This is a genomic window from Leptospira idonii (assembly GCF_004770995.1).
Taxonomy (GTDB): domain Bacteria; phylum Spirochaetota; class Leptospiria; order Leptospirales; family Leptospiraceae; genus Leptospira_A; species Leptospira_A idonii.
Genome location: NZ_RQHW01000018.1, coordinates 71,797 through 90,782, shown reverse-complemented (window position 1 = coordinate 90,782; position 18,986 = coordinate 71,797). Strand labels below are relative to the sequence as shown.

The 18,986-nt window shown below is 41.0% G+C and carries 15 protein-coding genes; 10 read left to right on the top strand and 5 right to left on the bottom strand.

Annotation, left to right across the window (positions count from 1 at the left end):
• The first annotated feature begins 5 nt into the window (after positions 1–5).
• Complete coding sequence (locus EHS15_RS06250) at positions 6–374, top strand: response regulator (RefSeq protein ID WP_135759692.1); 369 nt, start codon at positions 6–8, stop codon at positions 372–374.
• A gap of 15 nt (positions 375–389) precedes the next feature.
• A complete protein-coding gene (locus EHS15_RS06245) occupies positions 390–1,637 on the top strand; it encodes a hybrid sensor histidine kinase/response regulator (RefSeq protein ID WP_167884166.1) in 1,248 nt (415 codons plus the stop codon).
• Here the strand turns inward: EHS15_RS06245 and EHS15_RS06240 are convergent.
• Positions 1,634–2,179: a chemotaxis protein CheD gene (locus tag EHS15_RS06240; RefSeq protein ID WP_135759690.1), complete on the bottom strand. Its 546-nt coding sequence runs from the start codon at positions 2,177–2,179 to the stop codon at positions 1,634–1,636. The two genes, EHS15_RS06245 and EHS15_RS06240, sit on opposite strands and share 4 nt — an antisense overlap.
• Before the next feature lie 18 nt (positions 2,180–2,197).
• Between EHS15_RS06240 and EHS15_RS06235 the strand changes: the two genes are divergently transcribed.
• Positions 2,198–4,123, top strand: a complete 1,926-nt coding sequence (locus tag EHS15_RS06235; protein WP_135759689.1) for a hybrid sensor histidine kinase/response regulator — start codon at positions 2,198–2,200, stop codon at positions 4,121–4,123.
• 75 nt (positions 4,124–4,198) lie between these two features.
• Positions 4,199–6,400, top strand: a complete 2,202-nt coding sequence (locus EHS15_RS06230; RefSeq protein WP_135759688.1) for an ATP-binding protein — start codon at positions 4,199–4,201, stop codon at positions 6,398–6,400.
• A 4-nt stretch (positions 6,401–6,404) separates the two neighbouring features.
• Here the strand turns inward: EHS15_RS06230 and EHS15_RS06225 are convergent, their stop codons facing one another.
• On the bottom strand, positions 6,405–8,339 hold the full coding sequence (locus EHS15_RS06225) for a SpoIIE family protein phosphatase (protein ID WP_135759687.1): 1,935 nt from the start codon (positions 8,337–8,339) through the stop codon (positions 6,405–6,407).
• Between the two features lie 12 nt (positions 8,340–8,351).
• Positions 8,352–9,713, bottom strand: a complete 1,362-nt coding sequence (locus EHS15_RS19065; RefSeq protein WP_167884169.1) for a TPM domain-containing protein — start codon at positions 9,711–9,713, stop codon at positions 8,352–8,354.
• Positions 9,714–9,917: 204 nt separating this feature from the next.
• On the opposite strand from EHS15_RS19065, the gene EHS15_RS06215 reads away from it, so the two are divergent.
• The 5 genes from EHS15_RS06215 to EHS15_RS06195 all read left to right on the top strand — a co-directional run bounded on the left by EHS15_RS06215 (position 9,918) and on the right by EHS15_RS06195 (position 15,705).
• A complete protein-coding gene (locus EHS15_RS06215) occupies positions 9,918–12,305 on the top strand; it encodes an ATP-dependent Clp protease ATP-binding subunit (protein ID WP_135759686.1) in 2,388 nt (795 codons plus the stop codon).
• A gap of 197 nt (positions 12,306–12,502) precedes the next feature.
• The gene (locus tag EHS15_RS06210; protein ID WP_135759685.1) at positions 12,503–13,297 is read left to right on the top strand and encodes a hypothetical protein; all 795 of its coding nucleotides are present in this window, start codon (positions 12,503–12,505) and stop codon (positions 13,295–13,297) included.
• A 62-nt stretch (positions 13,298–13,359) separates the two neighbouring features.
• On the top strand, positions 13,360–14,190 hold the full coding sequence (locus EHS15_RS06205; protein WP_135759684.1) for an aldo/keto reductase: 831 nt from the start codon (positions 13,360–13,362) through the stop codon (positions 14,188–14,190).
• 39 nt (positions 14,191–14,229) lie between these two features.
• Positions 14,230–14,853 carry a class I SAM-dependent methyltransferase gene (locus tag EHS15_RS06200; protein WP_135759683.1) on the top strand — a complete coding sequence of 208 codons (624 nt, stop codon included), beginning with the start codon at positions 14,230–14,232 and terminating at the stop codon, positions 14,851–14,853.
• Positions 14,854–14,856: 3 nt separating this feature from the next.
• Positions 14,857–15,705 (top strand): SGNH/GDSL hydrolase family protein, encoded by an 849-nt coding sequence (locus EHS15_RS06195; protein WP_135759682.1) that lies wholly within the window; start codon positions 14,857–14,859, stop codon positions 15,703–15,705.
• 49 nt (positions 15,706–15,754) lie between these two features.
• Here the strand turns inward: EHS15_RS06195 and EHS15_RS06190 are convergent, their stop codons facing one another.
• Complete coding sequence (locus EHS15_RS06190) at positions 15,755–16,813, bottom strand: hypothetical protein (RefSeq protein ID WP_135759681.1); 1,059 nt, start codon at positions 16,811–16,813, stop codon at positions 15,755–15,757.
• Positions 16,814–17,161: 348 nt separating this feature from the next.
• Between EHS15_RS06190 and EHS15_RS06185 the strand changes: the two genes are divergently transcribed.
• Entirely contained in the window at positions 17,162–17,638 is a 477-nt protein-coding gene (locus EHS15_RS06185) for a response regulator (protein WP_135759680.1), read from the top strand.
• 94 nt (positions 17,639–17,732) lie between these two features.
• On the opposite strand, the gene recA is transcribed toward EHS15_RS06185, so the two are convergent.
• Positions 17,733–18,881, bottom strand: a complete 1,149-nt coding sequence (gene recA, locus EHS15_RS06180; protein ID WP_135759679.1) for a recombinase RecA — start codon at positions 18,879–18,881, stop codon at positions 17,733–17,735.
• Positions 18,882–18,986 lie beyond the last annotated feature (105 nt).

The following is an 18,986-nucleotide window of genomic DNA, read 5'->3' as shown; positions in this document are numbered from 1 at the left end:
AGAATATGGCCAAAAAATTACTATTATGCGATGATGCTCCTACTGCGTTGAAGTTGATGGAGATGGTTTTAGCTGACGAAGGTTATGAGATTCACAAAGCTGAAAATGCGGAACAAGCGATGAAAGTTTTGGAACTCTCCGGTCCTTTTGACGCATGTGTGTTCGACGTGAATATGCCCGGTAAAAACGGAATTGAACTTTCCAGAGATTTTTTAGCGCACCCGAAGGGTTCGGGAGCTAAAATACTTATCGTTTCCACTGAGTCCAGCGACCATCTCCGCCAAGCGGGTAAGGAAGCAGGAGTCAAAGCTTGGATCGTAAAACCGTTCGAAGACGAAGATTTGATAGAAGTTTTAAGTAAGATTACGGCTTAAATAAGGTTCTATTTTTTGAAGAAAGAAGGGAGATTAGTTTTAGCCGTTGATGATGATCTGCTGGCATTGGATGCACTAAGGCTGATTTTAGAAGCTACTGACTTTCAGATAGATATTGCCTCCGATGGCGTGGAAGCTTTGGAGAAAATCACAAATCATTTTTATCCTGTGATCGTCACCGATTTGGAAATGCCTCGAATGAACGGCTTTGACCTGGTGCAAAGAGTCTTAGGCCTGCCTCAGAAACCTGTCATCCTTATCAGCTCCGCATTTTCCGACGTCAATACCGTTGTAAAGATGATGAGAGAAGGGGTGTACGATTACATCTTAAAGCCCTATCATTCTGACGAACTGATTGTTCGTTTGGAAAAAGCATTCGAGGTCTCAGAGCTTCGACTCTTAAAACAAAGGGTCGAAGAAGAAAGGGATCTTCGTATCAAAGCACAGTTAGATTGGAACCTTTGGAAAGAAAAAATAGTCAAAGGAAATACAGACGGTACGGATCAGAAATTGATCGGAAGCATTCGAACTTCACTCAGCCAAGGAGCCGGTTTTGGAGCTCTTGTCAGCATTATCAAACGAATCGAAAAGAAATCAGTCAAAGAAGAGAATTATTTTAAAGTAGAGGAATCTTTGGTTCATGCCCTTTTTGAAAACGGAAGAGCCGCCAAACGGGTGATCGATCTTTTTGAGGAAATGGAACTGATCGTTTCGAACGATATCGTTTCGAATTATATATCCATTGGAGAGATTTACGAGTGTTTGGAAGAAGTTCGTTCCGAAGTCCAAGATTTACTTTCTCTTAAAGGACAAACCCTGCTGCTCGGTAAAAATCATTTCGTTACCCAAAATTTGTTTATTAAAGGCAATCTAGAGAGTTTGAAAAAAACCTTTTTAGAGATCATTTATAACGCCATCAAGTTCTCCATTCCAGATTCTAAGATCTATATCACTTTGGGAAAATCGTCCGATCACATTCAGCTCGGTTTTCTCAGTCCCCCCGAAAAAGACCAACAGGGAAATTACGGAATTATAGAAGAATACGAAAGCCTTGTTTTTGAACCTTTTTTCAGAATTTCCAAACTTGTGTATGAGAAAATTCCGACTCTGGATTTCGGATTGGGTCTAACTTATGTGGACAAAGTAGTTCGAAAACACGGAGGACTTGTCCGTCCTTATTTGGTGAGAAACTATCTGGATGCTTTGGGTTCCAGGCACTTCGTTCATTTCGAAGTGGAACTGCCTCTTGCCCAAATGTCCTAGAATGTGTAAATAGAAGACTTTTTGACCATCTTCTCTCTGACTTTTGTTTCGAAATGTTTTTCTTGGGTCTGAACTTCCGTAACGAGGTTTGGCTGAATTTTAGTAATAAATACGTCATAAGTATCAGTGTGGAAAGATAATTTCCGATACTGCTCGCCGCCTGTATCATTGCTAACGATTGGGATTTTTTCGGTTCCTAAAAATTCAGTGACAAATGCGATATTTTTCGGTCCAGCATTGTTTGTTGTTAAACGAGGAGATTGGCTTCCGCCAAAAATTTTTGCTTTTAAATGATTTCGAGCTATGCCGTGTTTTACAAATTCATTGATCATCAATTCCATCGAAGTGATGCCGTAACGAAGACTTTGTTTTTCTTCTTTGACATCTGCGGTGCCGGGGAGAAGAATATGGTTGATCGCAGAAAATCCGTGTTCGCTATGAAAAAGACATACAGATACACAAGACCCGAGAATGGTGCGAATCTCGTAATTGCCGGAGGTGAAAAATGCCTCTCCGATATTCAGATACACTTTTTGCTTCATATCCCTTTAGCCAATTAGATGATTGATCGAAGAAAAATACAAATATTAATCATTGAGGATTCGAAGTTCGCCTACGATACAGTCTTAGACATTCTGAATATGGGAGGTTGGGATGTCTATTCGGAAAGAGTCGAATGGAAAAAGGATCTGGATGAGGCTCTAAAAAAAAGGGCCTGGGATTTGGTCATTACCGACTATTATCTAGCCGACTTTACGGGGAAAACCGCAATCGAAATGGTTCACTCTATGTTTCCCGATCTTCCGGTGATCCTTATTACAGAGTTTGTGGGTGAAGAGATGGCAACGGAGATGTTCCGTTGGGGCGCCGCCGATTTTATCCTTAAATCGAACATCAACAAACTGGCGTATGTCGTGGAAAGGGAATTTGAAAGTTATATCGCCAAAAAACAACAGAAACAAGCCTGGGAGATGTTAGTTCACAGCGAAGAAATGCTCACTCGTTCCCAAAGTTTAGCTAAGTTAGGACATTTCGAAATCGTTTATCCCGAAAAAAGAATTCTTTGGTCTTTGGAATTATACAAAATATTGGGATATTCCTACGGTGAAATCCCTTCGGAAGAAAAATTTTTTGACAGAGTTGCGGAAGACGACAGACTCCATCTGATTGAAATTTGGGACAAGGCAAAAACCGAAGATAAACAATTTGAACTGGAATTAAAGCTTAGGCTGCCTCACGCTTCCAAGTTCGCCAGACTCACATTAGAGTGTGAGAATCTTTCTAACGGGCAGTCCCGCTATTTCGGAACCATTCACGATACTTCCAACTACAATGCACTTGAATCCGCCATCCGACACAACGAACAATTGTTTAAGGGTATTTTCAATAACTCGTCTCAGGTGATCTTGCTACTTGATTTGGACGGTCGTGTTTTGAAGATGAATCGAATTTCTGTTTCTTTATTGGAAAGAGAAGAGAGGGAAATCCAAGGTTCCAACTTCATCGATTCTTTATTTTCCCAGGTGAACAAAGAAATCCAAAAACAGTTTCGCCAGGGGATTATGAATGCGAATCAAAAACGCTCCACTGAACTTTTCGCCACTTATATTTCTCCTTCCGGAAAGACGATTTTTTTAGACTGCGATATTTCCGCAGTTACCGACCCTATGGGAGACGTGATGTATTTGGTTTTAGAAGGAAAAGATATCACTGAAAAAATCGAATTGGAAAGATCTTACGCACAGGCTCAAAAAATGGAAGCATTGGGAACTTTTGCGGGAGGGATCTCTCACGACTTCAATAATTTATTGACTCCGATGTTCAATTTCGTCAGTTATTTGCAGGCGGAATGGGAACCTCTGCGGGAAGATCCTGAGCGTAAAAGGACCTTTTTCGCTTTGGACGGACTTATGAAATCCTTGGAAAGGGCAAAGGCTTTGATCAGTCAAATTCTTGACTTTTCCAAAAAGGATGCAGTATCTTTGGTGGAAGTGGATCTGCATTCCTCCCTGAACTCCATTTTTGCGGAACTTAGGAAAGGGAAACCATTTAATGGTGATTTTGCGATGAATTTGAGCGAATCAAAGGCATTGGTTCAGGCGGATCCTAACTTTTTGTATCAGGTGTTTTCCAATCTTTATGAAAATGCACATTTCGCTTTGGCGGAAAGCAGGTCTCCTAAAATCCAAATCTCCACCAAAAAGGTTTGGATCGAAGACACGAACATACGAAACATTCCTTCTCTCAAAACTACATATTACTGGGAAGTAGAGTTCAAGGACAACGGTTCCGGAATTCCCAAAGATCTGATGGGCAAAATCTTCGAACCGTTTTTCACTACGAAAGGCAGAAAAGGGACCGGATTAGGGTTACCTATCATTTACGGAGTGATGAGGCGTATGGGAGGTGTAATGACTGTAGACAGTCAGCCTGGGAACGGTACATCCTTTTACTGTTATTTTCCTGCCTGGGAAAGTTTAGCATAAGCTCCGAAATCACTTGCTTTTAACCGATATTAGTATCGTCTTAACATTCTTTAGGGAGAATTTAAAAAAAGAATCATGGCTTGGTGGATTTTTTCCAATCGGGGGTTTATATATAAATCGGTTCTTTCCGTAATTCTCATTTTATTCATCATTCTTTCCGGGTTCGATATCTGGAAAATCATCGACGCAAAAAAATACGAAAGAGAAACCTTGGTTAAGTTAGGTTGGTCAAGAGGCTTGGAAGAATATCTTTCTTCCTTGACTGATGCAGAAACAGGTCAAAGGGGTTATTTGATTTCTGAAGATGAAAGTTTTCTGGAGCCCTATTATAACGCCGAAAAATCGTTTCCTGGAATGGAGGTTGCCTTAGTTTCTCAGGTGGAACCGAAATATAAGGGTGCCCTGGAAAGTATTATTCGTTTAGCAAATGATAAACGGTCTCATTTGCAGCAGATCATTTCTTTGGCGCAGTCAGGGAAAAAACAGCAGGCGATTCTTTTAATCAAAACCAAACGAGGCAAAACCTTGATGGATCAGATTCGCAAAGAAGTGGGTCTCGTTCTGTCCGAAAAAAATCGAATCGAAACGGAAGAAAGGCGGGAACAAGACAGAACCAATATCATTCTTTTTTCCGTTTCCGTGTTCGGATTCTTCTGCATCGCCATACTCATTCTTTGGACCATTTATCTCATCTCTCAAAATAATAAAATGGAACAGGAGAAAAAAGAACTCACTGTAAAATATTTGGAAGTGGACGATTTATATAATAATTCTCCGGTAGCCTTTCATTCATTAGATGGAGATGGCAGTTTCTTGAAACTGAACGACACAGAAGCGAAATGGCTGGGATATAAAAAGGAAGAGCTGATCGGAAAAAAGAAATTTCCCGAAATACTTACGGAAGAAAGCAAAATGACTTTCTATCGGGAATTTCCCGCCTTTAAAAGAAGAGGGTATGTCAACGATCTCAGATTCGAAATCATTAAAAAAGACGGCTCCACAATACATATCGTATTGTCTAGTACAGCGATTTACGACGAAAAAGGTAATATTCTTATGACTCGTTCCAGTTTCGTAGATATCACCAAACTGGTGCTCTCCGAACGTGAATTGATCCATGCTAGAAAAAAAGCGGAAGAAGCGAATTTGGCGAAGTCGGAATTTTTGTCCGGTATGAGTCATGAATTGAGGACTCCTTTGAATGCCGTGATCGGGCTTACTATGATTCTTATGGAGGAAAATCCGAAACCAGATCAAATCGAAAACTTGAATAATTTGAAGTTCTCGAGTGAAACCCTTCTCGCACTCATCAATGATATCTTGGACTTCAGTAAGATAGAAGAACGTAAAATCATCCTGGAATCAATTTCCTTCCGTTTGGACACTTTACTTCAGTCTATTTTCTTTTCCTTCGAGCAGAAAGCAAAAGAAAAGATGATTCGTTTCCGTTCCGAAATTGCACCTAATTTTCCTCAGGTAGTGAAATCGGACCCTACTCGTTTGCTTCAGATCTTGAACAATCTGCTTTCCAATGCGGTTAAGTTCACCCAACAAGGTGAAATTTCCTTCGAAGCCAAACTTCTTTACGAGAAAGACTCCACTCTGTTCATTCAGTTCATCGTTACCGATACCGGAATCGGGATTCCTGATGATAAAATCCATACCGTTTTCGAAAAATTCACCCAAGTCAGCGGAGATACCACTCGCAAATACGGAGGATCCGGTCTGGGTCTTGCCATTTCCAAAGGTTTGGTGGAATTGATGCAAGGTCATTTGGTCATGAGTACGAAGTTAGATGAGGGGACTTCTTTTTCGGTGATCCTTCCTATGGAAAAATCCAACGAAGTGATCAGTGCCGAGTCCGTGCAAGACAAAGGAAGTTATTCTCTTCTTGTGGGTAAAACCATCATCGTTGCGGATGATATTGCCATCAATAGGGATATAGTGGTTCGTTTCCTGAAAAAATGGGGAGTTCAGTGCATTCACGCAGTGAATGGAGAGGAAGTATTAAAATACCTGGCTGTGGAAAAAGTCGATTTGATTTTGATGGACCTTCATATGCCAGAGTTAGACGGTTATCAAACGACGAAAAAAATCAGGGAAGGGGAAACAGGAGAAGAGTTAAGACAACTTCCTATCATTGCTTTGACCGCTTCCGCACAGTTGGAAACTCAGGAAAAAATCAAAACGGTCGGAATGAACGATTACATTGCAAAGCCGTTTCTACCGAAAGAACTATATCTAAAATTGATCTATCATCTGGAGAGAGGAGACTAGAGTTTTAGTTTGCGTTTTGTTCCAATGCGATCGATAGAATCGTAATGTCATCATCCGCTCTTTTTATTTTTTGAAACTTGAACACTTCGTCCAATACATGATCGCAGATAGTCTGAGGATCCGATTTTGCATTTTCCTTCAGCACATCCAGCAAACGTTCTTCACCGAATAGATCGATGGACTTATTCGGATTTCTCGCTTCCAAAACTCCGTCCGTATATAAAATGAGACTGCCTTTTTTGGGAAGAGGGAATTGTTTTTCTTGTACATCCAAGGAAATGTATTCGGTGATCGCTCTTCCTTGTGCAGTATAATACTCAGTATTTCCTTCCCGATCCAAATAGATCATAGGATGGTGTCCCGCATTGACTACCTTGATGATTTCCTGTTTTGGGTTGATGTAAACGAAACAAGCGCTGAGAAAATGTCCTGATAGATTGTCCAAAAGAGAAGATCGTATTTTTTCGACGGCAAAACCCGGTTCGTCGAGATGATCCGCCCAAATCTGTAGAGAAACTTTCGCCATACTGGCGACCATTGCGGCTGGAATTCCGTGACCGGATACATCGCATAAAAATAATCCGAAGCTGTCTTCCTTTTCTATGATCTGTACGAAATCCCCTCCGATTTCCGAAGTGGGAAGATAACGAAATCCCAGTTTGTAACCTAACACAGAATCGATGTTTTTCGGGAGAAGGTCTTTCTGGAGTTTTTGTGCCAGTTTCATCTGCATGTCGATTTCTTGTTTGGCTTCCATTTCTTTGCGAAGCTGTCTCACCTTTACCATAAGGGCCATCGCCAAAAGAAAAATTTCCACCGCAGAACCTAAAGGAAGTGTATATAAAGCGATGGAATGAGGCTCTAAAACTCCCTGCACGGTAAGACTGTTGATTGCCGCACCGATCAAAACGGAACTCATTGCGAAAAAGAAGAGATAATTTTCTATCATTCTTCTGTTGCGGATGAGGCAATAGAAGGAAATGGAAAGACTAAAGATGATCGGAACGATCACTAGTGAGACTGCGATTTGAATGTAAAGTCGCAGCTCGATAAACAATAAAGAGGGTATGAGTAGAAGAAAAGATATGATAAAGGCATTCGTTAGTTTCGCGATTCGAGGATATTGTTTTCGAATGTCCAGAAACTCGATCGTGAATATCAGTCCGAATATGCAGGTTAGATAAATTCCTACCGGGAATAGGTAATTTTTCCAAGCATGGGAAGATCCCAATTCTATATACTGCATAAAGCCTGTCGAAAAAAGATTGATCAATAGAATCGTAGATAGATAGAAAAAGTAAAAAAAGAACTGTCTGTATCTGAGAGTATACGCTAAAAATAAGCTGTATAAAAACATAAGTCCGCCTGCACCGAAGTAGGCGGCAAAAAATATATCGTTCTTTTTCGCATAAGATAGGAAAGATCTTGTATTGTATATGGATACGAAATTGAAAATAGGGTTCGCTGATTCGATGCGAACATAGATGGTTCTTTCTTCTCCCGGAGAAAGAGGCAAGGGGAAAGCGGCAATATGAGAATAAAGAGGTTTATCTTTTTGTAAGACCTGTTCTCCGGATCTAAGGCTCACCCATCTTCCTTTGTAAAAGTAGTGCATTTCAAAATGATCCACAACCGGACTAGAGAAGTGCAGATAAAATGTATGAGGTGAATTCCCGTCGTAGTTTAAGTGAAAACGAAACCAGATCGGATCTTTCCATTTAGGAAAAGAAATCGTTTTCTGAGGATTTTGAGTCCAAGTTTGTTCTGTTTTCAAAATATCGATCAGAGAGGAATGTTCTTTGGAAGGAGTGGCATATTCCAAATATCTTCCTATATTTCTAAAGTTTTTATCTTCGGAGAGTTCGATTGTTTCCGCAGACAAATAGGAAATCGAAATAGAAATAGAAAATAAGAATAGTAGAATGTATAAATATTTCATTCCGGCTGTGGATTAGTAAGATCCTCCGGCTCCTCCCCCTCCGGACCTTCCTCCTCCCCAGGAACCTCCACTGCTGCTGCCGCCACCACCTCCGTAGGAGGAAGACGACGAGCCGGAAGAGCTAGATCTGGTAAGTTTCGGAGTAGTGACTCTTTTGGATTCGGAATGTTTGCAATGCGCACACTTACTGTGATGAAGTTCTTCTCCTCCTTGGTCATAATCCGCTTCTCGTATTACTTTTACGCTTAATAATTGAAATGTCATGTATTTGCATTTAGGGCATTCGTCTGCGGGTGATGCTCCCATATAAGATTCTTTCGTAATGGAATTACATTCTTTGCAAAGCCAAATATCGTAATCTTTCGAATCGATCTCTTCTTCTTTTCTTTCTCCTGCATCCAAATATTTATCATCCATGGCTTCCGAAAGTTTGGTTTGTTTGGCGCCGCAAGAGCTGCAAATTCTGGGGTTATTTCTCAGTCTTTTGAAAATCCATCCGTTGATTGCATAAATAGCTAATCCCATCGGAATGAGATTAAACATCCCCCACATACTGTCCGATTCTTTTAATTCTGATATACTAATGGAAGAGAAGGCGGTGATTCCGGAAAACCAACCGATCCATCTTAAAATATAACTGTAAGATTTATATATGGAACTGCTTCCGAAAGGAAGAAAGGACAGTAAGATTCCTACCAAGATAGAAATAAAGAGCAGAAGAAGTCCTGCCCAGAATGTGAAAAATTCAGAGAATGTGGAAACGGGGGAAGTGAAAATTCGATATAGGATTCCGTGTTTTTCAGGTCCGATCGGAGTTGCAGGAAAAACTTCGGAAGATTCAACTTGTTTCGATAAGTAGGTTTCAATGGGCAGGTCTTTGTAAATTTTTATCGTTTTGGGGTCTAACGCAACTAACTGAGATACGCTGATATCCGGATTACGAATTCCTTTGATGATCCCATTTACGCCTTTGTACATTCCTGAAGAAAAATTCCCCTGTTTGAATTCGGGAATGATGAGTTCGTCTATAATTCGTTTGGCTTTGATGTCGGTCAAAGAGGCTTCGTTGCCGTAACCTGTTTCTATTTCGATCCTTCTTTGGTCCAAAACATGAAGCACTAATATTCCGTTGTCTTTGCCTTTTTTTCCTATTCCCCAAGTTTCGAAAAGAGAGACAGCGAAATCTTTCGGAATATTCTCGCCTATCGTTGGTAATATGACAACACCTATCTCCGCTCCTGTTTCCTTTTCCAATAAAGAAATGTTTTGATTGATATCTGTGATTGCACCTGAATCTTTCAAGTAACCGGCTTGATCCGCTACCCATCCACCCGCAGGGCGAGGACTGGGAATCGAATCGATTCTTTCTTTCATTGTCTGAGAAGACAACGGTAACCAGAGGAATAGAAGGGCGAGTGTGGAAATTCTTAGCTGCACCCGGATGAAGATGCAGGTTCGCAGAAAGAGGGAAAGTGATTTTCCAAAATCTTTTTCAAAACCGATTTCTATGGAAAAAGATTTTATTTTTGGACAAATTAGCAGTCTAAAGCTTAGAGTGCTAATGGAGGGATTCTATCTATGAAACAATTTGATTCTGTCGTGCAGGGGGCTCTGGACATCGCCCAAACTGAGGCCATTCGCAGACAAAATACCGAAATTTCTCCTTACCATTTGCTTTGGGGGCTCATCTCTCATCCCTCTTCCTATTCCGGGAAGGCATTACAGAAATACAAAGCGAATGTGGAGGAAGCCGTAGGAAAGCAGCCTAGAGCCTCTTCCGAGGTGCGGTTTGAGAATCTAAGAACTTCGCCGAAATTATCCCAATGGGTGACGATGGCATCTTCCAGAGCCGCCGAAAACGGCAGAGAAGAACTGAAGGAAGCCGACTTTTTGAAGTTTTTGCCCAATATCGTTCCAGAGCTGAAAATCGATTATAACGATTTGAATATAAAGGAAACGGACGAAGAGATTCCCAATTTCCTCATCGATCTCAACGAACAAGCTAAAGCCGGTAAATTGGATCCTGTGATCGGAAGAACGAAAGAAATCCGTTCCGTAATGGAAATTTTAGGGAGAAGATCCAAAAACAATCCTGTGTTAGTCGGTTCAGCGGGAGTAGGAAAGACCGCCATTGTGGAAGGTTTGGCCGATCAAATCGTAAAGGGAAGAGTCCCCGATGTTTTAAGAGGCAAAACGATCTATTCCTTGGATATGGGACAGCTTATGGCTGGTACGAAATACAGGGGAGAGTTTGAGGAAAAATTGCAGCATCTTCTACGCTTCGTAAAATCGCGTGCAGGGGAAGCTGTTCTTTTTATCGATGAAATACATCAGTTGGTCGGTGCAGGAAGAACGGAAGGAGCTATGGATGCAGCTAATCTTTTGAAGCCAGCTCTTGCCAGAGGCGACTTACATTGCATTGGTGCAACTACGCCGGAAGAGTTTCAAAAATATATATTAGGTGATGCTGCACTAGAACGAAGATTCCGTTCCGTTCCGGTCAATGAGCCTACTAAGGAAGATGCGATTGAAATTTTAATGGGGATTCGAGACAAACACGAGATTCACCATGGAATTAAAATTTCCGACGATGCCATCTATGCGGCTGTGTTTCTTTCTGATCAATACATTACCGATAAGAATCTTCCGGACAAGGCGATTGATTTGGTGGATGAAGCGGCTTCCGCTTTGAAACTTTCCGCAGAGGCGATGCCTGCTCATTTGGCGGAATTAGAAAGTGAGATTCGTTCCAAAAAGATCTACGCTCAAGTGGAGAAAAAGAATGAAGAGATATTGAAAGAGATAGAAGAACTGGAGAAAAAGTTTTCCGTCGGAAAAGCGGAGTGGGAGAAGGAAGTGAATTCCTTGAAACAAGTCGCTTCCATCAAAAATAAAATCGATCGAGTTAAATTCGATTTGGAAGCGGCCCAACAAAAGGCGGATTATACGGAAGCTTCCCGTTTGAAATATGCGATTCTTCCCGAGCTAGAGAAGGAGTTGGAAACCTTTCAAAACGAATGGATTTTGGAAAGAACCCATATAGGAAATGTGATTTCTCGCCAAACAGGGATTCCTGTGGAGAAAATTCTGAAGACCAAACAGGAAAACCTTTTGGAACTGGAAGCAGATTTGAATTCCGCAGTCTTCGGCCAAAAAGAAGCGATTCGTGAAATCGCAGAAACTTTGCTGACGAGTTATGCGGGAATCTCTTCGGAACACAGACCTCTCGGTTCTTTTCTTTTGAAAGGGCCTACTGGTGTGGGAAAAACTGAGACGGCTAAGGCTTTGGCTAAATTTCTTTTCGATCATGAATCCAGTTTGGTTCGATTCGATCTTTCCGAGTTCTCCGAAAAACATTCCGTAGCCAAATTGATCGGCGCTCCTGCAGGTTATGTCGGTTACGAAGAAGGAGGAGTTTTAACGGAGGCGATCCGAAGAAAACCATACTCTGTGATTTTGTTCGATGAGGTGGAAAAAGCGCATCCCGATTTTTCTGACATCTTGCTTCAGATTTTGGATGATGGTCGTTTAACGGATAATAAAGGAAGAACGATCAATTTTAAAAATACGATCGTTCTTTTGACTACGAATTCCAGGGACATCCATTCCGATTTCAAACCGGAGGTTCTGGGAAGATTGGATGCGATTCTCACTTATCATTCGATCGATTCTTCCGTAATGGAAAAGTTAATCGATAAACAAGTGAAACTTTTGAACGAAAGGTTGAAGGTGAAAGGAATCGTGATCGAACTCTCCGAAAGTACGGAAAGAATTCTTACGGAACAAGGTTACGATCCTAAGTTCGGAGCAAGGCCGTTGAACAGCGTTTTCAATCGAATCGTCAACAGGCCTTTGGCGAAAGAGATTTTATCCGGAACCATACCGGAAGGTAAATATAGAGCGGATTGGGACGGAGAAGGTTTGAAGTTTCAAAAGCTTGAGTCGTTCGCCGAAGTCCGATCTTAAAAAGCCGAACAATGTGTATTCCCGGATGTAATTCCGGGAATACTTTTTTATCCTGCCGTTTTCCCGTAATACTCTATTTCGATTGCTCTTACAAGGTTAGGTGAAAAGTGTGAAGAATTAGAGGTTTATAATAAGTGAAAAATACTTTTTATCTAATTTGTATATTCTTATCTTTTTTGTTTTTCGAATGTAATGTTGTGCCTTTTTCTTTGAACAAGGGAACGATCACAGGTAAAGATGTGAAATCGGAATTGAAGAAAGTGGACGAAACACTCGTTCCTTTAAGTTTGGTTGCCAGTCTCAATATTTTAAGTACATCCGGTTCGTCCAGCTCCACGCAAAGGGGAGTCGCAAAAACATGCATCGGATCTTATTCAGATGATTCTTCTCCTGATTTCATCCTGCCTTCTCCTAAGGATTATACGAATGTTAACTTGCAAGGCTCCGTTTCCATAGGGAATTCCCAAACTTGGAAAACCTCGGTATCTCTTACCGAGTCGATTTCGGTTTATCCTACTTTGACCAGTTCCTCTGTGACATGTTATGCTACATCGGACGCTTTGTTGGCAACTGCCATCACCATCTCTACTACTTCCCCATTTACCTTATCGTCTTCTACGAAAGCGGTTTCTATTCTTTGTTCTACTACTTCGGCATCCGATACGAGTTATACTCTTTCCCTCAACCCTAGACCGAATACTTCTTCTACGGCAAGTTCCACCAGTTTTTCAAGTGTTCTGAGTTTGGAGGCTTTGTTCCCTGCCGCCGTTTTTAAGATGGTATCCGGGCTGAAGGATTCCGAAATTTATACGAGAGAATCTTTCGAGGAGTGCAAAAAGAACTATGAAAGACTTGGGCTCACTTATGCTTTTCTCGCAGGAATGGCGTATCAGAACATTTCTCAATGCGGCGGTTATAATCCCCCTCCCGCTCAGGTGTATGTTCAGGCATCTTTTTGCCCTTTGAAGCCTGCAGGAGTATTCGAAATCTAAAGTAAATTTTTTTCTTCTAGTTTTTATCTCATTTCTCTGTTTGAATCGATGTCCAAGTATATATGGCATCGATTCAATCCCCGAATTCTTCTCTTCCTACAAACCAATCCGTATCCGTCCCCGTTTTGGGGCTGGGAGTATGGAAGTCAAAACCTAAAGAATGTTATTCGTCTGTTCTTTCCGCATTGGAATTAGGTTATAGGCATATAGATACCGCTGCCATCTATGGAAACGAAGAGGATGTGGGAAAGGCGATTCGCGATTCGAAAATCCCCAGAAAAGACATTTTTTTAGTCACCAAACTTTGGAATGCGGACCAAGGATACGATTCCGCCTTACGGGCCATTGATCGTTCTTTGGAAAAATTAGGAACAAATTATGTGGACATGTATTTGATCCATTTTCCTGTTTCTGAAAAAAGAAAAGAATCTTGGAGAGCCTTGGAAAAAATCAAAGAGGAAGGAAAGGCAAAATCCGTAGGGGTTAGTAATTTTATGATTCCTCATTTGAAAGAACTTCTTTCTTCATCTTCTTTGGTTCCTGCCATGAATCAAGTGGAGTTCCATCCTTTTTTGAACGATTCGAAACTACTTCAATTCTGCCAAGAGAAAGGGATTCTCCTGGAAGCCTATAGCCCGTTAGCTCATGGGCAAAAGCTGCAAGATCCTAGAATCGGAAAACTTGCCGCTAGCTATGGAAAAACAAATGCGCAAATTCTAATCCGATGGTCTTTGCAAAAAGGTTTGGTGGTCATTCCTAAATCGGTGAAGTCGGAGAGGATTCGGGAAAACGCGGATGTATTCGACTTTCAGATTTCTGACGAGGATATGAAGTCTATGGAAACTTGGAATGAAGACTTTCGTACTTGTTGGGATCCTACTTCCGTAGTTTGAATCATTGACAATCCTTTGCGATCGAATCTTCTATAGAATATGGATGCTTGGACAAAAAGATGGGACGAACGTTATGAGAAGGAAGAGTTTGCTTTCGGGATAGAGCCGAATGTTTTTCTAAAAGAACAGTTGGAGAAACTAAAGCCCGGAGCGATTCTGTTTGGTGCGGAAGGAGAAGGGCGGAACGCAGTATTCGCAGCCAAGCTGGGTTGGAATACTTTTGCTTTCGATATCAGTGAAGAAGGAAAAAAGAAAGCTTCTTTGCTCGCTCGGAAAAACCAAGTTTCTATCGATTACCAGGTAGGCGAACTGCAGAATCTTCAGTTCCATCCGAATCAATTCGATGCGATCGCACTCATCTATGCTCATTTTCCAACGGAAGTAAAATCTTTATACCACCGAACATTGAATCCATATCTGAAGAAAGGAGGAATCCTGATCTTTGAAGCATTTAGTAAAAAACATATCGATTATGTTACTAAGAACGAAAAAGTAGGAGGCCCTAAAGAGATAGGTATGTTGTTTTCCATCGAAGAGTTAAAATCCGATTTTGCGGATTACGAAGTGATTCAGATGGTAGAACAGGAAATTGAATTGAATGAAGGTCTTTATCATAACGGGAAAGGTTCTGTCATTCGATTTGTGGGTAGAAAATCGGTATAGTTTATGAAATTTTTGAATAAAGGTTTATTCTCACTTATATTTTTTCTTTTTTGCGGATGTGCGTTCTTTCAGGCAACGAAAATCCCAGAAAACAATATAGAGAACAGTTTGCAAAAAGGAAAACCTGCTCGTCCTGTTGTTTTGTTTTTAGGAGACAGTATCACTCATGGGACCGTATCCTTTAATTATGTGAACGATGTGAAACAAAATCACGATCATGATCGTTTTAATTTTATAAACGAAGGAATCAACAGCAGACTCACAGATCAGATCATAGAACAATTTGAGAATATAGAGAAACTATCTCCCGATATCATTTTTTTATTGATAGGAACCAATGACCTGAAGGCTTCTTTGAATGAAGGGGAGTTTCTATCATATCAGAAAAAATGGGGTTTGAAAGAAAATCCTACAGAGTCTCGCTTTCAAGAAAATTATAAGACAATCGTTCGGTTCTTGAAAAAGAATCGAAACTCACAGTTGGTGTTGATTTCGATTCCTCCTTTGGGGGAGGCGTTGGATTCCATTCCTTTGCAAAGATCGATGGATTATTCTAAGATAATAAAAAAAATCGCCTCCGAGGAAAAAACCGGTTATATTCCTTTGAATGAAACATTGGTGAATAAGCTCAAAGAATCTCCCGAAAAGGAATTAAAGGAATACAAAAGAAATCCTTGGGGAATGTATGTTTCCATTTTGAAATACTATTCCACTACGAAATCTTGGAACGATATCTCCGAAGACAACGGATACCTTTTATTGACTGACGGAATTCATTTGAATGATGTTTCCGGAAAAATTCTATCTTCTTTGGTCACGGAAGAATTGATCCGGTTGAGTTCTAAAAAATGAACTGTGGTAGGTATCTGCGGCCCCAATATTTGAGCCGCATCTATCTAAGTTATTTTTTTCTAGCCACTAGAATCGATGATTGTTTGTTATCTTTCGTTCCTAAAAAACCGTATCCGAATGGAAAAGGAAGGGGAGGATTGTCGATCTCCTTGCTGATTTCTTTCAATTCCGTTTGTGATTCAGGCTCTACCGCTCCGGAAAGATTCCACGATTTTTCATAACGGCCGAATAAGGTTCGTTCCCAGTTTTCTTTGGGGAAAAAACGCAATGGAAATCCGGAATCGTCTTGAACGACTAACTCGGTATCTTTCAGAAGAAGGGATCTGAACTTCTCCCTTTTTTCTCCATGAAACAGATATTCGGCGGATTTTGTGAAGATCGCTTTCGGACCTAAGCTGGAAAAGTATTCATAGAGTCCGTCTCCCGGTTCTCCTTCTTTCCCTGTGAGAAAAATTTTAAAATAGGTGAGTGTTTGTTTTTTACCTATGGCAGGATCGTAAAACTCGATCGTAAATCCTTTCCAGGTTCCTTTGGCAGATTCGATAGATTCAAATTTAGAATCCGTAATTTCCTTTCCCAATCTTCTTAAAAAGGCTACAAACACAGGATATGCGCCAGAGAGAGCCGGTTTTTTCGTCTCTTCTTTCATTTTTCTATAAGTGAAATAGTTTCTTCCTGCAAGATGGGAAGAAAGATTTCTGATTCCCGAAAGAACCGTTTTCTTTTCCGAATCGGATTTTGAATCCCAATCGAAAGGATAACCGGGATCTTCCAATCCGAACAGAATGTATCTTTCTCCCTTTGGGAAAAAGGAGAATAGATTCAATACATCGATCCCGCTGAAAGGATAAAGAATCGTTTTTTGTTTCGGATGGAAAGATTGGGACTCTGCAAAATTCTCTATTTTTTTCCTTGTTTCATTCATAATTTTCCAGGAAGATTCCATTTCCTGTGAATGTTCCGATGCGAGGGAAAAGGGAACAAGACCGGACCAAATATCGTATGTTAGGCGAATAGACTCGTCTTGTTTTTTTACCTCCATCCCTTGGCAGGAAATGAAGAAAGTGGTTAGAGAAAATGTGAGAAGGAAAATAATGTTTCGTGTCATGTTGTGTCGGGGTGAATTTTAAGATGTGCCTGACTCTATTTCAATTTCATAGGAAACCCTAAGGAACGGAAAAGAAAGGAAATGATTTGGAGGCTTTCCTGCAACAATCTAAAAATCCTCAGATGCTACCAAACCGTGGTATAGTTTTTTCAAAAATCTTTTTTCAATCGGAAGAATGGTTTTTCTAAACGTAAATTAGGGATCCTGCTGCCCGTTCCTTTTCTCTAAAAGATTCTGTTTTTTTACGTACATCTGCTCAAATCCGATTCTTTTTTCCGTCTTATTTTTCTCGGTAGGTACCACAAAAATGTAAGAAGTTTTTGGCCTGTTTGCGGAGTGAAAAAAGGAATGGAATTGATGGATAACGTGGATCGATTGAGAGAAGATTCTCTGTATCGAAATTTGGGACAAAACGGTAACAGAGAAAGGGCGGTCAAGATCGTGATGGTCGATGATATGAAGCCGATTTCTTCTTTCATGAAGCAGGAGTTAATGCATGTGGTTAGAAGTTCCAAAGGAGTGAAGTTTAATATTATGGACTTCCGAGGTCCCGAAGTGGCTTTGCAGTATTTAGCTTCTTACAAGCCCGATCTATTGATCTCCGATATCAAAACTCCTTTTCTTTCCGGAAATAAACTGCTCGAAGGCGCCAAAAGATTACATCCTGACCTTCCAATGATTGTGGTGGGGGAGTTCCCTACTAGAAAGAACATTCTGTCCACATATAGCGGCGATCAAAACAGCATCATGCTTACTAAACCTTGGGACGAGCCGGATCGTTTATTACAGGCAATCCATCAATTGTTAGGACTGAATTTCGTTTAAAGACCGAGCTTTCCGTGTGGATAAAAAAAGACCGGAGCCGATATAAAATCGGCACCGGTCAATGGTTCCTAAAAAGAAAGCCGTTAGTTATTATTTACTCTCCGACCGCTACCTCTTCGAATTTTTCAGTAGAGAAACTTACCGGTTTGGATTTTGTTTCCTTTTCTTTTTCTACTGATTTCACTTCTCTGGTTGCGATTTTGGAAGTGTCTAGCACCGGAAGCCCGTTGAGATCTCGAATTTGATTTTCCACAGTCCGAGAAATTTCAGGATTTTCCAATAGATAGTTGCGGACTTGTTCTTTTCCTTGGCCTATTTTTTCAGAGCCGTGAGAATACCAAGACCCTGCCTTGGAGAAGATGTCATGACGAACTGCAAGATCAATGAGTGAACTTTCGATGTTGATTCCTGTTGCATACATGATGTCGAATTCCGCCTGACGGAAAGGAGGGGCGCATTTGTTTTTCACTACCTTCACTCTCACTCTGTTTCCGATCGGTTCTTCTTTCTCTTTGAGAGTTTCGATGCGACGGATATCCAATCGAATGGATGCATAGAATTTCAAAGCGTTTCCACCTGTAGTTGTTTCCGGGCTACCGAACATCACTCCGATTTTCATACGGATTTGGTTGATAAAGATGACAGTTGTGTTTGATTTTGCGATGGTTCCCGTTAATTTACGCAAAGCTTGAGACATGAGTCTTGCTTGTAGGCCCATGTGAGAGTCTCCCATGTCGCCTTCAATTTCCGCTTTCGGAACGAGGGCCGCCACAGAGTCGATTACGATGAGGTCGATTGCATTGGAACGAACCAAAGATTCGCAGATTTCTAACGCTTCTTCTCCATTGTCTGGTTGAGCGACCAAAAGATCGTCTACATTGACTCCCAATTTTTTTGCATAAGAAGGATCAAGGGCGTGTTCTGCATCGATAAAAGCTGCAATTCCCCCTTTTTTTTGCGTTTGTGCAATTGCGGAAAGAGTGAGGGTCGTTTTTCCGGAGGATTCTGGGCCGTAGATTTCTACGATTCTACCGGAAGGAAACCCGCCGATACCTAGTGCGATGTCCAGATCCAAGGAACCTGTAGAGACAACACTGGCTTCTGCCATGCGGTTGTCTGCGCCAAGACGCATAATGGAACCTTTTCCAAATTGTTTTTCAATTTGGCCGACTGCGGCATCGATTGCCTGCTTTCTTTGGTCGGTTTCTTTATCTACTGCTTTCTCTGCTTTTTCTTTTTTCATACTAGATTACTTGTCTCCTAAATTTCCCGTATTCCGAAAGACCTAGGTTTTGTTTCCGAGGGCTTGGTTCCTAAAAAAATCAAATCACCAAAAAAATCCCTCTGT